General features: G+C 44.2%; 12 protein-coding genes and 1 other annotated feature. Of the genes, 5 read left to right on the top strand and 7 right to left on the bottom strand.

Annotation, left to right across the window (positions count from 1 at the left end):
* Nucleotides 1–26: 26 nt before the first annotated feature.
* The 5 genes from hisD to lepB form a co-directional block, all read right to left on the bottom strand.
* On the bottom strand, nucleotides 27–1,331 hold the full coding sequence (gene hisD, locus EKM80_RS10115; protein WP_125553009.1) for a histidinol dehydrogenase: 1,305 nt from the start codon (nucleotides 1,329–1,331) through the stop codon (nucleotides 27–29).
* Nucleotides 1,332–1,334: 3 nt separating this feature from the next.
* Nucleotides 1,335–1,967 (bottom strand): ATP phosphoribosyltransferase, encoded by a 633-nt coding sequence (hisG, locus tag EKM80_RS10110; RefSeq protein WP_125553008.1) that lies wholly within the window; start codon nucleotides 1,965–1,967, stop codon nucleotides 1,335–1,337.
* Nucleotides 1,964–3,106 carry an ATP phosphoribosyltransferase regulatory subunit gene (locus EKM80_RS10105; RefSeq protein ID WP_125553010.1) on the bottom strand — a complete coding sequence of 381 codons (1,143 nt, stop codon included), beginning with the start codon at nucleotides 3,104–3,106 and terminating at the stop codon, nucleotides 1,964–1,966. The genes hisG and EKM80_RS10105 overlap by 4 nt, the downstream gene beginning before the upstream one ends.
* Before the next feature lie 95 nt (nucleotides 3,107–3,201).
* Nucleotides 3,202–3,481 (bottom strand) — a binding site (T-box leader).
* Between the two features lie 54 nt (nucleotides 3,482–3,535).
* Nucleotides 3,536–4,369, bottom strand: a complete 834-nt coding sequence (gene hisJ / locus EKM80_RS10100; RefSeq protein ID WP_125553007.1) for a histidinol-phosphatase HisJ — start codon at nucleotides 4,367–4,369, stop codon at nucleotides 3,536–3,538.
* A 101-nt stretch (nucleotides 4,370–4,470) separates the two neighbouring features.
* Entirely contained in the window at nucleotides 4,471–5,028 is a 558-nt protein-coding gene (gene lepB / locus EKM80_RS10095) for a signal peptidase I (RefSeq protein ID WP_125553006.1), read from the bottom strand.
* A gap of 208 nt (nucleotides 5,029–5,236) precedes the next feature.
* Between lepB and EKM80_RS10090 the strand changes: the two genes are divergently transcribed.
* Nucleotides 5,237–6,010, top strand: a complete 774-nt coding sequence (locus EKM80_RS10090; protein WP_125553005.1) for an acetoin reductase — start codon at nucleotides 5,237–5,239, stop codon at nucleotides 6,008–6,010.
* A gap of 153 nt (nucleotides 6,011–6,163) precedes the next feature.
* The gene (locus EKM80_RS10085; protein ID WP_125553004.1) at nucleotides 6,164–8,803 is read left to right on the top strand and encodes a cation-translocating P-type ATPase; all 2,640 of its coding nucleotides are present in this window, start codon (nucleotides 6,164–6,166) and stop codon (nucleotides 8,801–8,803) included.
* A gap of 47 nt (nucleotides 8,804–8,850) precedes the next feature.
* On the opposite strand, the gene EKM80_RS10080 is transcribed toward EKM80_RS10085, so the two are convergent.
* Nucleotides 8,851–9,744: a LysR family transcriptional regulator gene (locus tag EKM80_RS10080; RefSeq protein WP_125553003.1), complete on the bottom strand. Its 894-nt coding sequence runs from the start codon at nucleotides 9,742–9,744 to the stop codon at nucleotides 8,851–8,853.
* Nucleotides 9,745–9,928: 184 nt separating this feature from the next.
* Between EKM80_RS10080 and EKM80_RS10075 the strand changes: the two genes are divergently transcribed.
* The 3 genes from EKM80_RS10075 to EKM80_RS10065 all read left to right on the top strand — a co-directional run bounded on the left by EKM80_RS10075 (nucleotide 9,929) and on the right by EKM80_RS10065 (nucleotide 12,952).
* Nucleotides 9,929–11,125: an aminotransferase-like domain-containing protein gene (locus EKM80_RS10075; protein WP_125553002.1), complete on the top strand. Its 1,197-nt coding sequence runs from the start codon at nucleotides 9,929–9,931 to the stop codon at nucleotides 11,123–11,125.
* A 72-nt stretch (nucleotides 11,126–11,197) separates the two neighbouring features.
* Complete coding sequence (locus EKM80_RS10070; RefSeq protein WP_125553001.1) at nucleotides 11,198–12,004, top strand: Cof-type HAD-IIB family hydrolase; 807 nt, start codon at nucleotides 11,198–11,200, stop codon at nucleotides 12,002–12,004.
* A gap of 135 nt (nucleotides 12,005–12,139) precedes the next feature.
* Nucleotides 12,140–12,952, top strand: a complete 813-nt coding sequence (locus EKM80_RS10065) for a Cof-type HAD-IIB family hydrolase (RefSeq protein ID WP_225418859.1) — start codon at nucleotides 12,140–12,142, stop codon at nucleotides 12,950–12,952.
* An 838-nt stretch (nucleotides 12,953–13,790) separates the two neighbouring features.
* Here EKM80_RS10065 and EKM80_RS10060 read toward each other — a convergent pair.
* On the bottom strand, nucleotides 13,791–15,644 hold the full coding sequence (locus EKM80_RS10060) for a bifunctional homocysteine S-methyltransferase/methylenetetrahydrofolate reductase (protein ID WP_125552999.1): 1,854 nt from the start codon (nucleotides 15,642–15,644) through the stop codon (nucleotides 13,791–13,793).
* Nucleotides 15,645–15,659: the final 15 nt, after the last annotated feature.

Genomic DNA, 15,659 nt, shown 5'->3' with positions numbered 1-15,659 from the left:
AAGATTTTGACTTAAATTATTAGTTTTTACCCTCTTGACTTATAACCACAAGGCTGATTAGGAAAACGAGCTTCAATTGCACGAGCGTGGCCTTCTAAACCTTCTGTCCGTGCCAAAGTCGTAATGGCGCTGGCTTCCGGCTGCAAAGCTGCATTAGTATATTGAATGAATTGTGTCCGTTTAACGAAATCATAGACCCCTAATGGCGAGAAGAACCGCGCCGTGCCACTGGTTGGCAAAATATGGTTTGGCCCAGCGACGTAATCACCTAGCGGCTCAGAGGCAGTGCTCCCCAAGAAAACGGAACCAGCATTTTCAATCTGAGCTAAGTAAGTCATTGGCTCAGCAACCTGCACCTCCAAATGTTCTGGCGCAATGGCATTCATTAAAGTGAACGCATCATCTAGGTCAGCGACAATTGCGATAAAGCCTTGGTTATCAACCGATGCACGGGCAATTTCTTGCCGCGGCAATGTAGCTAATTGCTTTTCCAATTCAACGTTAACTGCCTGCGCTAAAGTTAGGCTAGTAGTAACTAACATTGGTCGTGCTAACTTATCATGTTCAGCTTGCGATAGTAAATCAGCAGCAACTTGGGCTGGTGCGGCGTTTTCATCAGCAATAATACCGATTTCTGAAGGGCCTGCAATCATGTCAATACTGACGGTTCCAAATACTTGTTTCTTCGCAGTCGCAACGAAAATATTACCGGGACCCATAATTTTATCAACTTGGGGAATCGTTTCTGTCCCATAAGCCAAAGCGGCAATTGCTTGCGCACCACCGATTTGATAAATAGCGTCAATGCCGACTAATTTAGCGGCGGTTAAAACGGCTGGATTGATACCCTCTTTTTGTGGTGGTGTCACCATAACAATTTTTTTAACACCAGCTAGCTTAGCTGGAATAGCACTCATTAAAATAGTTGACGGATAGGCTGCTGTACCACCAGGCACGTATAAGCCGACCGCTGCTAATGGTGTCACTTTTTGGCCACGAATCACGCCAGCCCGTTCATTATCGATGAAGCCGTAACTGATCTCCTTTTTATGGAAGGAAGTGATATTGCGTTGTGCTAATTTTAAGGCAGCTAACAGTTCGGGTGCACAATTGTTATAAGCAGCGTCGATCTCAGCTTGAGGAACTTGCAAATCAGTTAAGGTCACACCATCAAACTTTTCACTATATTGGCGTAAAGCCGCATCACCATTTGCTTGCACGTCAGCTAAAATAGCCGCCACGCTGGCTTCAACTTCGGGATGGGTCGCTTGTTGCGTCCGCCGATTTACTTGTTTTTTCAGTTCTGCCAATGATTGTTGTAAAATTTCCATGTGCTAGACCTCCGTTTTGATTGCTTGCTGTAAGTGATTAATTAATTGCTGAATCGCGCTTTGATGCTGTTTTAAGGATAAACGATTGACCACCAGCCGCGTGGAAACTGATTGTAAGGTGGCGAAAACTTGTAAATTGTTTTCCTTTAATGTCGTCCCCGTTTCGACGATATCAACGATGGCATCGGCTAAGCCAACTAGTGGTGCCAACTCGACGGAACCTTCAATTTTGATAATTTCCACATCTTCACCAATGCTGCGGAAATACCGTTGTGTAATGTTAGGATATTTGGTGGCGATAATTTTACGTTTCACTTGGTGCGGATCGAATTCTGGCGTCGATGCTAAGACGAAGTGACATTTGCCGGTTTGCAGGTTCAACATTTCGTATTGTTCATTATGCTGTTCTTCCAAAATATCACTGCCGACGATCCCAATATCCATGGCGCCACGATCTAGGTAGGTCAGAACATCCGGCCCTTTTGCCAGAATAAAATGATAATCTGGTGAATCATTAAAAATTAACCGGCGCTGTTTGTTACGAATTGCGGTGCAGTCAATTCCGCTGGCTTCCAGTAACGGAATGACTTGTTTTTCGGTACGGCCCTTAGTCAAGGCAATTTTCAAAGCGCTCATGGATTCACCTCCGTGACATCGATCAATTTACTATTAGTGCGGCGCGCAATTTGTTCTGCCTCGTGCTTAGTTTCGGCTAAGCATAAGCTACTATTTGGTTGCGCCTGCAACGTTTGCTGCGCCGCACCCCAGCTAGCAGCATCGAAGTAAATCAGCGTTGTTGGCGTCGTATCAGTGATTGCCGTGTACTGTGCTAATTGATCGACTTCAAAGGCCAAACCAACCGCTGGCTGCAACGTATTTTGAAAGCTGGATAGTAGTTGATCATAGCGACCACCGCTAAATAAGAATTCCGCCGTTGAATCGTTGTAACCGTGAAAAATCATCCCGGTGTAGTAGGCTTGAGGCGACTCAATCGATAAGTCTAATTCAATCGATTGTTGTGAAAATTGTTGCTGTAGAAAAGCTTGTGTAGCTGATAATTCCTGCAAAATTGATTGCAATTCCGGTAAATCAGGCAATAATTTCAGTTGCTGCAAAACTTGATCAAAATCACCGAACAACCAAGGCCAGATTTCTAAGAATGGGTAAAATGGATCATCAGCTAGCGGGGCAATCACGGCTTGATAAGCAGTGACGTTTTTACTGAATAAAGCCTGTTGCAACGTTGCTTGTTGCAAAGTATTCAGTGGCAACGCGTGCAGCACTGCATTAACGAAGCGCGCGTGTCCCAGTTCAACGTGCAAATCATTCACCGCTAATTGCTGACAAAGTTCAATTGCGGCAGTTAGGCACTCCCATTCAGCTTTTAACGACCGATAACCGATAATTTCAATGCCAGCTTGCGTTCGTTGATTATAACTACCGGACAGCTGCTTTTTCACTCGGAAAACTTCACCACTGTAATACCATTTAACTGGTGTTTTAATGCCGGTGGTACTCATCACACGGGCAACTGGCAAGGTCAGATCTGGCCGTAATACCAATGTTTCACCGTGCTCATCTAACATTTGATACGGTTGATAGGTTTGCTGCTCCATAGAACTGAACACCGCCTTGTACTCCAATAATGGCGTGGTCAATTTTTGAAAGCCGCGGTTGCGGAAATAATCTTGAATCTGATTGGTGATCTTTTCTTTGGCCTGTGCTACGCTGCCAAATTCATCCCGCGTGCCAATTGGTAAATTACGATTGAACATTGTCAGTGCCCCTTTCTTTGCTGTTACTCGAATTTTTTTAATCATGCCGCCATACTTTTGCGGAAATAAAAAAGTCCCCGCAAGCATAGAATGCTTACGAGGACGAATAATCGTGGTGCCACCTCAAGTTTATCTGGGCTTTACAGACCCAGACCTCAAGTTGCAAATTAAGTCTTAGTTTCAGAGTAACGCTAAATAATACTTACTCTTGAATTAACTTGTAACAGTTTTTAACGCAGACCCTGCGTTGGTACTTACTGTGATTCAGCACCAAAGTTCATAGATGTGTGTTCACAAAGTGTGCTATACCCTCACAGCCAACTAGGTACTCTCTCTAAACATCACCCTGCTACTTTTTCTAATCAAAACTTCATTTTATTTTTAATGTTGTTCTCATAATAGCAGGTGTTCAAAAAAAGTCAAGCCCACTTAAACAAATTTCTCAATTTGATGATACGCGTGACCAACCTCGGCAATACTGTGCGCATCTGAGCCATAGACCAATGGAATTCCCACGGCGTGAGCGGCTGTAACCAAGTCAGGGTAAGGATAAGTCTCATTACAATACGGCTTGTATAAGCCAGCGGTATTCAAGTCTAACGCAAAATGACGCTGCTTTAATTGCGTAAATAACCGCTGAACTACCGTTAAATTAGTGGCATTAAATTTAATTGGTAGATTAAAATAATCTTGGAATTTTTTAATCAAAGTCATGTGTCCTAAGCGTTTTGGTGTATTCGGGCCTAGATCAGTTTGCACGGCCACCAGTAGCGCACGTAAATATTGCCCATATAAAGCTTGCGCGTCCCCAGCTTGATTATCTAATAACCCAGCTTTGAAATCAGCGGTAGTATCATCAACGCACCAATATTTAGCCGCCGTTCCTTGCAAAAAATGAATCGATAACACGTTATCTTGTGTTTGCGGACCATATTCAGCCCAAAAATCACGGGTCCAATCTAATTGTGTTGGTAGAAAATCTAATTCAAACCCAACGTTGATTTTAATTTGTGCGCGATATTTTGTTTGTAATTGCTGGCACTTCTTGAAATAAGCTGGCAAATCATTTAACGCCATTGACGCTTCAGTTAGGCCAGTCAGTTCCCCAGCATAATCCTGCTTAAATTCGGGTGGCAATGGCGCGTGCTCAGTAATGCTGTATTCAGTAAAACCCAGCTTAAGCGCCTTTTGAATCATTAATTCAACGTCATCCCCGCTACCATGAGGGCAAAACTCGGTATGACTGTGACCATCTTTTTTCATGCTGCTCACCGCTTTCAATGAATTAGCTTCAATTTAGCACGCTACTCCAAGGAAAACAACTGTAACAAAAAAAGCGCTGGCCAATTGCCAACGCTTTAAAATCAATAAACTGACATCTTATTCAGTGGCCAATAACGCCAAACGACTTTACCTTCGATCTTATTACGCGGGACAAAGCCAATCAGCCGGCTATCCTTTGAAATTGGTCGATTATCACCCATGACAAAGTATTCACCCTTTGGCACCTTATTAGCATAATTGGTTGCTTTCAATGTACTTAACGAGAAGTTCTGTGTAAACAAGCCATTATTATCATCAGCCCACTGAGTCTCGTAGCTATTCAAATACGTTTCGCTAATTTTTTTACCGTTAACGTACATGACATCATCCTTCGACGTTACCGTATCACCAGGCAAGCCAACGATTCGCTTAATATATAGTGAACCATCTGGCGCATGTAAAATAACCACATCGCCGCGCTTTAGTGATGGATGCCGCCAAACCAATACACGATCATTGTTCATAAAATTAGGTTCCATTGAAGGACCATCTACATTATGGGGTGTAATCAAGAACGTCCGTAACAGCATTGCCACGCCGACTACGATCACCACATCAATAACGACCCATAGCCACGATTTCACAGTTTCATTTTTCATTAATTAGGGACTCCTATTCATTACTTATCTATAATTATGCAATCAGCAGTTGTTACTCACAACCACTGCCATTAGCAGTTTTCATATCCTTTTTAGTATAAGCTGTCGCTCCAGCTTTGACAAGCTAGAGTGTAGCGAATTAATTAAAGTTAAACAATCACAATGCTATACTGAAGTCGAGCAGTCAAAATAGAAAGTAGGGATGCGTATGACTAGAAAAATTGCCGTGATCACCGGTGCTGGCCAAGGAATTGGTCGCGCAATTGCCAAAGAATTAGCCGCCGCTGGCTTTTTTGTTGCGGCTTCAGATATTATTATGGCCGCCGCACAGCGTACTGTAAGTGAAATTCACCAGCAACATCACCAAGCTGCGGCTTATCAAGCCAACGTGATCAATCAGCATGATTTACGCGACTTAGTAACCCAAGTAGTAACTGAGCATGGTCGAATCGATGTCATGGTCAACGACGCTGGTATCGTCAAGGTTGGTCCGATTGAACAGATCACCGACAAAGAAGTCGATGATTTAATGGCCGTTAACGTTAAGGGTGTTTTATTTGGCATTCAAGCTGCTGCTGAATTTATGAAGAAACAAGCTGGCGGCGGTAAAATCATCAATGCAGCTGGCTTAGGTGCAGTGGAAGGCATGCCACTACTTAGCGCATATTCTGCCAGTAAGTTTGCCGTCCGTGGCTTAACGCAAGCGGCCGCAAAAGAACTAGCACCGTATCATATCACCGTCAATGCTTATTCACCTGGTATTGTGAATAGTCCACTGTGGGATCTGATCAACGCCCAAGTTGATAAGCTAGACCAAGCCGACCGGCAAAAGATGTTAGAACAATTTAATGATCGGATCGCCTTAGGTAGAATCGAGGAACCAGAAGATGCCGCCAAGTTGGTTACTTTTCTAGCCAGTGAGGGCGCAGACTATATCACCGGCCAAACGATCACCGTCGACGGTGGGTTACACATGAGCTAAATCTGCTTGGAAAAGAAGCTGCAAACCGATTACTGGGTGCGGCTCTTTTTTTATGCCTACTATTTTTGCTAGTACATCTTTTGACGGCTAATTTAGCCCCTTGTTACAATGATATTATAGTTTACCTTAAATCACTAAAGGAGGCGACTCGCTATGACGCATGCCACTCGTAGCGGCAGTGATATTTGCCGCGACTATCAAGTTGATCCCGAACAAGGCTTAAGTAAGTCTCAAGTTAGTCAACAACGCGCGGACGCTGGCACCAATGAACTCGCTGCTGTTCCGCCACCCCCATTATGGCGTAAAATTATTCGTCAGCTCACTGATATCACTTCCATCATTTTGCTCATTGCGACAGGGATCGCCGCCTATTTGGCCATCACCGGCGATAGTTCATGGCTCAAGGCTTTTGTAATTGGCGCCATTATCGTATTGAATGTCACGATTACTTTATTCCAAGAACATCACGCTGAAAAAGCGCTGGCCGCCCTGCAAGATTTACACGTACCCACGGTCACTGTAATCCGTGATGGTACAAAAACGACTTTACCAGCGCCGGAATTAGTCCCTGGCGATATTGTTTTACTAACCGCCGGCAATAGTATTCCCGCTGACGGTCGTTTGCTAAGTGCGCACAATTTAACAGTTGATGAGGCCATTTTAACCGGTGAAAGTGAGGCCATCAGCAAGCAAACGGACACACTTGACGCAGAGCCTGATAGTATCGGTGATAGTCTGAATCTCGTTTTCTCTGGGACTGCTGTCACTCAAGGCAATGGTAGTTTCGTGGTCACCGCTACAGGGATGACCACTGAGCTAGGTAAAATTGCCGGCTTATTGAACCAAACACAGAAGCAAAAAACACTGTTACAACAGCGGCTTGACCAATTAGCCTTACGCTTAACTACTGTAGCCCTGATTGCCGGCGTGCTAATTTTCATTCTCGACTTTTTCTTATATCAAGGCAATCTAGCCGATAGTCTGTTGATTGGTGTCTCACTAGCGGTTGCCGCCGTACCCGAAACACTACCAGTGATCGTCACGCTGGCCCTAACCCATGGTGTCAGTAAAATGGCCAAGCGGCGCGCGATCATTCGCCGGATGACGGCAGTAGAAACCATTGGTAACGTTAATGTGATCGCCAGCGATAAAACTGGTACCCTGACGCAAAATAAAATGACCATCACGCATTTTTGGCAACCTGAACAGCCAATTCAAAAAATCGATGCGTTGTCTGAGCTATCATCAGCGCAACAGCAAGCCTTTACTTATATGGGGTTAGCCACCAATGCTGAAATCAACGAAGATGGCGAAGCCCACGGTGATGCCACTGAATTAGCCATCATTCACTTGTTAGAAAAATACGACCTACAACGCAGCGACTTGGAACAGGATTACCCGCGCTTAGCGGAAAATCCATTTGACTCGACTAAAAAAACTATGGCGACTTTACACGAAACGCCGGATGGCCATTACGTTGTCATTGTCAAAGGCGCACTGGATCGAATACAATTAGCTCAACGTCCAGAAAAAACCAGCGCCATTCATGATGAATTTGCGGCTTCAGCATTGCGTATCCTTGGCATTGCCTACCGTGAATTTACAACTAAGCCTGAGCTAGATTGGGAACAAATCGAGCAGGACCTAGCCTTAGTTGGCCTGATTGGTTTGATCGACCCACCCCGACCAGAAGTACCTGCCGCCATCGCGAAAGCCCATGCTGCCGGAATCAAGCCTGTCATGATCACTGGCGATCATTTAGCCACTGCTAAAGCAATTGCCAGTGATATCGGTATTCTACGTTCTGGTGATCAAGCAATTAGCGGTGTCGAGCTACGTCAACTGAGCGACCACGATTTAAAAACTAATATTGCCGATTATAGCGTCTTCGCGCGCGTGTCACCCGAAGATAAACTGCGTATCATCAGCGCGTGGCAAGCTAATGGCGCTACAATTGCCATGACTGGCGACGGCGTTAATGATGCGCCGGCACTCAAAGCGGCCGATGTGGGGATCGCCATGGGTATAACCGGTACTGATGTCTCCAAAAATGCCGCTGATATGATCTTAACTGACGATAATTTTGCCACGATTCTCGATGCGGTTGAGGAAGGCCGTACTGTTTACCATAATATTTTAAAGGCGATCGAGTTCTTAGTCGGTGTCAATTTTGCTCAAATTCTGCTTATGCTATTTAGTGTCAGTTTCGGTTGGGGTGCGATTCTCATCGCTGAGCAGCTCTTACTGATCAACGTACTGGCCGATGGTCTCCCTGGCTTTTATATTGGCCACGAACCAGGTGATCCTGATAATATGAAGCACCCACCTGTTAGTAAAAACCGCTCACTTTTTGCCGATGGCTTAGGCTGGCGCTTAGCCTTACGTGCCTTTGTTTTTACGATCTTAGTCGGTGGTGTCTATTATCTTGGTCGTTTCGTCATTGCCGACGGCTCACGCCTACAGGGTATGACCATGGCCTTCCTTGTTCTCGCCATTGGTTCGGTGATCGACGTTTACGCCATCAAGTCACATCAAATGTTGCAATGGCGTACACTCAAGCATAATCGGCCACTAAATATTAGTGTTGCCATTTCTATCACACTTGTTTTACTGATCACGCTAATTCCGTTTTTACAGCAGGGATTTGGTCTCGTCAACTTAACAGCAACGGCTTGGTGGATCACCATACCGGCAATTTTCGGTTCACTGATCTGCTTAGAGATCACCAAATACTTCCGTTTACGCCGGGAACAAAGTACGCCCCAAGCGGCGGCAGAATACGATTTAGACTAATTTTAAAAGAAGCAATGACCACAACACTTTGGCCGTTGCTTCTTTTTTTATGCTAATAGGTTTTCAGGGTAACGCTGAGCAATATATCCCTTGATTGCGCCTAACATTTTCTTGGTCGACGGTGCTTCCGCCTGTACCTTATTGGCTACCAACGCCACGGTACGATGAAAGTCTTGATCAAATGGATAAATATTCACATCACCGGATAATTTCTGCAAAGCTAGCTCCGGTAAAATCCCCATCCCTAGACCACTTTCTACCATTGCTAGAATCGACTGATCATCAATACTGTACCGCAACGAATTGGGACGTACATCATAGCGATCCAATGCGCGTTTAGTATCACGATCATAATCGGTTTGTTGCAAAATAAAATCCTGGTCAGCAACGTCAGCAGCGGTGATATAGCTTTTATGCGCTGGTACAAAATTCTGCGGTGTAATACAAAAAATCGGATCAGTGATCAACGGTGTCACGACTAACTTATCGGCTATCGGCAAGGCGGAAAAACCAATATCAATGGTGCCAATTTTAGCTTGATTGACGATATCATTAAAGTCACTTTGAATAATACTAATCGCAATATCCGGGTATTGTTGCTTAAATTTTTGAATGATTGGCGGTAACCAACTAATACAGACACTACTAAATGCACCAATTCGGATCGAACCAGCATTTAACCCATTGATATTAGCAGCTTCTTGCCGCAAGCGTTCCTCTGTATTAAGAATCTCTTGTACAATTGGTAAAATCCGTTGACCATCGCTAGTTAGCTCAACGCCCGTTCGATTACGAATAAATAGTGGGAAGCCTAGCTCATTTTCCAATTGATTGATTGAATGACTAACTGCACTAGGCGTCACATTTAATGCTACTGCGGCTTGATAAAAAGTTTTTCGTTCGACTACAGCATGAAAAATTTCGTAAGAAAAAGTCGACATTGGCGTATCCTCCCTGTTTATAACGGTCAAATAATTTGCGGTGAATTTTTTTCACTTAAATATGAATAGGTTGAGTTTTACTTATTATGTGGTTTATTTTATCATAATAATCAACAACTGATAAGTGACTTTAGTATTTGTCATTTAACTAATTTTAAAAACGTGATTAAACGGAGGGATTACCATGGTAAAATTTGCAGATCGAATTCAACCCTGTGACAACGGACTTAGTGATATTTTTGCGTACGCCAACGACCCAGCGCTGATTTCTTTCGCCGCCGGTTATCCCAACAATCATTTATTTCCACAAAATGAATTACAAACGGCTTTTAACGCCAGCCTAACTGATAGTGCCTCATTGCAATACAGCAGTGCTGCTGGACTGAAAAGTCTACGTGCTAAAATTGCTGCACACATCTCTGATACAAAACGAACATTTAACGCTGATCAAATTTTGTTGACTCAAGGCGCACAACAAGGGCTCGACCTCACGGCTAAATTATTAGTCAATCCTGGTGACGGCGTAGTGGTGGAAGCACCAACTTATCTCGGCGCCCTTTCAGCGTTTGATGCTTACCAGCCGACTTATTATGAGGTGTCTTTACAAGATGATGGCATGGATCTGAGCGTTTTGCAGAAAACTTTGATGACCCACAGTGTGAAATTCATTTATACGATTCCTGATTTTCAAAATCCAACTGGTAGTACACTATCCCTAGCCAAACGCCACGCCTTATTGCAGCTAGCTGAGCGCTACGATGTGATTATTTTAGAAGATAGCCCCTACCGTGATTTACGTTTCAGTGGCGACTCACTGCCATCTCTGGCTAGTTTAGATACTACTGACCACGTGATCAGCTTAGGCAGCTTTTCTAAAATTCTCTCACCCGGATTACGCCTAGGCTGGCTGGTTGCAGCACCGCAATTTTTGCAACCACTAACTGAGCTCAAGCTAGGCAACGACGTTCAATCGTCAACCCTGGTTATGAACGCTATCGACCAATATTTAACTGAACACGACATTAATACCCATATTGCAAAAATGAACCGCGCATACGTGGTTAAAATGAACACGATGTTAAATGCACTCGATCGTTATTTACCAGCTACGGTCAGCTTCACGAAACCAACAGGCGGCTTCTTCATTTACTTAACCTTGCCGGCTGAAATCGATGCTAACCAATTATTGAAGCAAGTGATTTTGCCGGAAGCAAAAGTCGCTTATGTGCCTAGTGGCAGCCTATTTCCAGTCAGCCACCAAGCAAATGGTATCCGCCTAAACTTCACCAACCTAGATAACGACACCATTGAATCCGGCGTCAAGCGTTTAGGCAAAATTTTAACGGCCGTTTTACGCCAACCAAAATACGCTAAGCTTTAAGCTAAAGTTCTAATAGCCACCGCCTAGATCAGGCGGTACAATAGAGCTATTAGACCTTTGGGAGGCAGTATTTTGACAATTAAACTCATCGCCACCGATGTGGATGGCACCTTTTTAGACGATCAGCATCAATACGAAATTGATCGCTTTAATGAACAATTACAAGAACTAAAACGGCGTAAAATTCACTTTGCCATCGCTAGCGGTAATCATTACAGCCATTTGCAAATGATTTTTGGTGAAAAATCACCGATTACGACCTTCATTGCTGAAAATGGCGCGTTAACTATGGATCGTGGCCAAGTCATTGCCGAATCACGACTAACACCAGAAATTATTCAGCAATTACTGCGCCAATTAAAGGACGATCCAAAGCTACAGCCAGACTCGATTCATCTTTCTGGTCAAAAAGCCAGCTACATGAATCAAGCGGAAGCTGCTACGTTAACCCCACAGATTAAGTATTTTTATAATAATCTGAAGTTAGTCCCCGATATTGGCACTGTTGATGACCATATTTACAAACTCAACGCAATTTGGGACAACAAGCCCTTAAAACCGATTGCGGATTATTTAAACGCTAAGTTTCCCGGCGTGATCCACGCAACGGCCAGTGGCTTCGCTAGCATTGACATTATCGCAGGTGGCGTTAACAAGGGGATTGGGTTACAACAGCTAGAAAAACATTTAAATTTAACTGCCGCTAACATTGCGGCCTTTGGTGATAATTATAATGATCTAGAAATGCTGAAACGCGCCAAATACAGCTATGCCATGTGTAACGCTGTACCAGCAATTCAGCAACACGCCGCATTCGTTACCCGCTTGGATAACAACCATTACGGTGTACTCGATACCATCGATCAAATTTTAAAATAAAGTAAGTTGCGGCTGCGCCAGTAAAATTATGGCGCAGCTTCTTTATATAGTGCGGCACACTCTGGTTTAAACGTGCGCGATAAGACAGAATCCGCTTTCTACGGTACAATGAAGGTAACTTAACTTTGGAGGTCAGTGACTTTGACGATAAAATTAATTGCAACCGACATTGACGGCACTTTTCTCAATGATCAACACGAATATGCCATCGACCGTTTTAATGAATTATTGCAGGAAATGCAGCGCCGTGAAATTCATTTTACTATTGCAAGTGGCAACCATTACGGCCACCTTGTTGATATTTTTGCTGCTAAATCAAAAATTAATACATTTATGGCCGAAAATGGTGCCTTGATCATGGATCAGCAAAACGTGGTTGCTGAAACACGTTTGTCTCAAGCCACCATGCAGCAACTTTTGCGTGCACTAAATGATGATCCCGAATTACAACCTGATTCCGTTCGTTTATCTGGTCAACAAGCGAGCTACATGAATCGCACCGACCCCGATATCAACGATAAGCAATTGCGCTACTTCATCAGCAACTTACAATTAGTTGACGACATTGCCCAAGTTACTGATCACATTTATAAGGTCAACGTTGCTTGGAAACATCAAGATATCAAGCAAAAAGCCGATTACCTCAACGCTAAATTTCCTAACGCTTTTCACGCAACCGCCAGCGGCTTTGGCAGTATCGACGTTATCCCTGCTGGCATTAACAAAGGCGTTGGCCTGCAACAATTAGAAGATTATTGGCACTTAACGCCAGCTGAAGTGGCTGCTTTTGGCGATAACTACAATGATCTAGAAATGTTGGATCGCGCTAAATATGGTTACGCTATGCTAAATGCTGCACCCGCGATCCGCCAGCACGCACCATTCACCACCCGCTTAGACAATAATCATTTTGGCGTACTGGATACGATCGAACAATTATTAAAATAAGCGCTCTAAAATAAAAAAGACTACATCAAGTTATTCGGTTCTTTCTGAAGTTTGACTGTAAGCAGAGCTAGCTGCCATTTCGTCGCCAGTGGACGGAACGAGTGCGACTTGAACTTGGCGGTCTTTGCCATAGTTCAATCGACAACGGGAAGCACGTTCTATTTGGCGGTTATGTGCTAAGTTCCTGATACTTTTCAACTTTAGTTGTTAAAAATGAGCGAAAATGGCGCGTTGGCGACTCCATTTCAGCAAGCAAAGGTCGAACGATTGTTTAAGTGGCAGAGTTAATGATAGTCAGAATACAAAACACCAGTAAAACAGTTTTCTGACTGTTTTACTGGTGTTTTTATGTGCATATAAGCTACTCTAAAACTACGAATCACAAACAGCTGTCAGGTAGTCCTAATTGAGCTATCTAAATATTTAACCTAACTCAAAATAATGATCTAACGCTGCCAAGGTGGAATGGAGGCGCTGGCGTTATCACTGTCGCTCGTTCTTCCCAACACTGTCCGGCAAGTATTGAATTTAACACTTATTCGCCAAATGGAACGCTCTTCCCGTTGTCGATTGGACTATTGCCGAAGCGCGGCAAGTCCAAGTCGCAGCTGTGTCGATGGTACTTGGTGACCGTGGTCGCCTAGTACCATGCGCGGCTGGCAAGATCCATTTTCTTTTCCGATTGGGTTTAATTGGAAAGAAAATTAGCTTGCCAACGTGCCACGCGTTCCATACGCCAGCGCCGGAATGGAACCAAACTAATTCTGCCTTACGAGCTAGCTAATAGGGACGACCCAACTTCAGAAAGAACTAGTTGTTCAGTGTAGTCATTTTTATTCTAAACACTGACAGCGTTCTTCGCTTGCACGTACTTCAATAATGCCAACGAAATTTCATGATGCTGTAGCGGCGTATTAATATGAACGCCATTAAAATCAGTGCAAATTGCATCAATGGTTTCTTCCGCAATCTGCAAACCGACTTCGCGTTCATTACCGTCACTTTCCGCTTGTTGCATCCGTGCTAGGGTATCATCAGCTAACCGAATACCAGGTACTTCATGATGCAAGAAGTTGGCGTTACGGAAAGACATAAGTGGCATTACACCAACAAATACTGGTGTAGTGATGCCTTGTTCATCCAGCGCTAAACGCAAAGCGTGGATTTTTTCCACATCGAAAATTGGCTGGGTAATAATAAAATCAGCCCCATACGCTGTTTTGCGCGTGATCATTTTACAGGCACGGTCCACGTTGCGCACATTCGGATTAAAGGCGCCCCCAACGGCAAAGTTAGTTTTTTCCTTCAAGTTACGTCCAGTTGGCGAAATACCATCGTTGAATTTTTTGATCATTTGCATTAATTCAACTGAGTGCAAATCATAAACTGACGTTGCGCCGGGTAAATCACCGACTTTTGCGGGATCACCAGTAATGACCAAAATATTGGAAATACCTAACGTGTGTAGTCCCATAATTTCTGATTGTAAGCCGATCAAGTTATGGTCACGCGTCGTTAAATGAACTAAGGGTGTAATACCATATTGGTACTTTAACTGTGCTGCTAAGGCTACATTGCTAATTGTCGGGTTAGCTAATGGGCCATCGGATAATGTAATGGCACCAGCACCAGCTTGACTTAGCGCTTGCGCACCACGGAAGAATTTAGCGGTGGCAAAAGTCTTCGGCGGATCAAGTTCTACTAAGGCTACTTTTTCTTGCTGAACGCGCTGTAAAAAATCATGTTGCCGCGGATCAGCAGCAGTTGGTGTGGCGACAGCTGCCTGCGGTGCCACTTTTTTAGTTGTCACCGGTTGCCGCGACTGCAGCCCCGCAACCAAGCCCTTAATGTGTGCTGGTGTCGTGCCACAGCAACCACCAATCAAATGCGCTCCTTGGCGCCGAAACGTATCGCTATAGTTTTCAAAATATTCTGCTGGACTATCATAGACAGTTTTACCGTCCTGTACATCAGGTAACCCCGCATTCGGGTAAATTGCCAAAGCGGCACCTTTTGGTAAGGCCACACTGTCAAAAGCGCGACTCATATTGTATGGACCAAGCCGACAATTAGCACCTACGACGTCAGCGCCTAAATCAGCTAGCTCCTGCAAGGCGGTATTCAATGATGTGCCGTCTTGCAACACCCCTGGTTCGTACATGGTGACGTTAGCAACAATCGGCAAATCCGTTAGACTACGGACAATTTTTAGCGCTCGCTTTAATTCATTGATATCATAATAGGTTTCTAGTAAGATGCCATCAATTGCGCCAGTGTTCAACAAGTAACCAGCTTGCTCGGTCACGCCTGCATCGATTTCTTCTGCAGTCAGCGGTTCAATTTCGGTATCAGTCACACCGGCAATCCCACCAATCGTACCTAATATATAAACGCGCTGTTCGGCAGCAATTTGTGCTGTACGGGCTAGACTAACTGCCGCCTCGTTGATGGCTGCCGTTTTGTCAGCTAAGCCATAACGATTCAGTTTAATTCGATTAGCAGCGTACGTATTGGTTTGAATCACATCCGCGCCGGCTGCAATATAGGCTTGGTGAATCTTCAGAATATCGCCACCGTGCGTTAAATTCAAGCCTTCAAACGCTGAATTGACGCCGTACTGGCTATACAGTAACGTTCCCATCGCCCCATCAGCGATCAATACTTGTTGTTGCAACGCCTCTTTGAAACTCATTTTCCAACCCCCTTT

This window comes from Loigolactobacillus jiayinensis, assembly GCF_003946445.1.
In the GTDB taxonomy this organism is placed as follows: domain Bacteria; phylum Bacillota; class Bacilli; order Lactobacillales; family Lactobacillaceae; genus Loigolactobacillus; species Loigolactobacillus jiayinensis.
The sequence above is the reverse complement of the archived record's forward strand: the minus strand, read 5'-3'. Positions and strand labels throughout refer to the sequence as shown.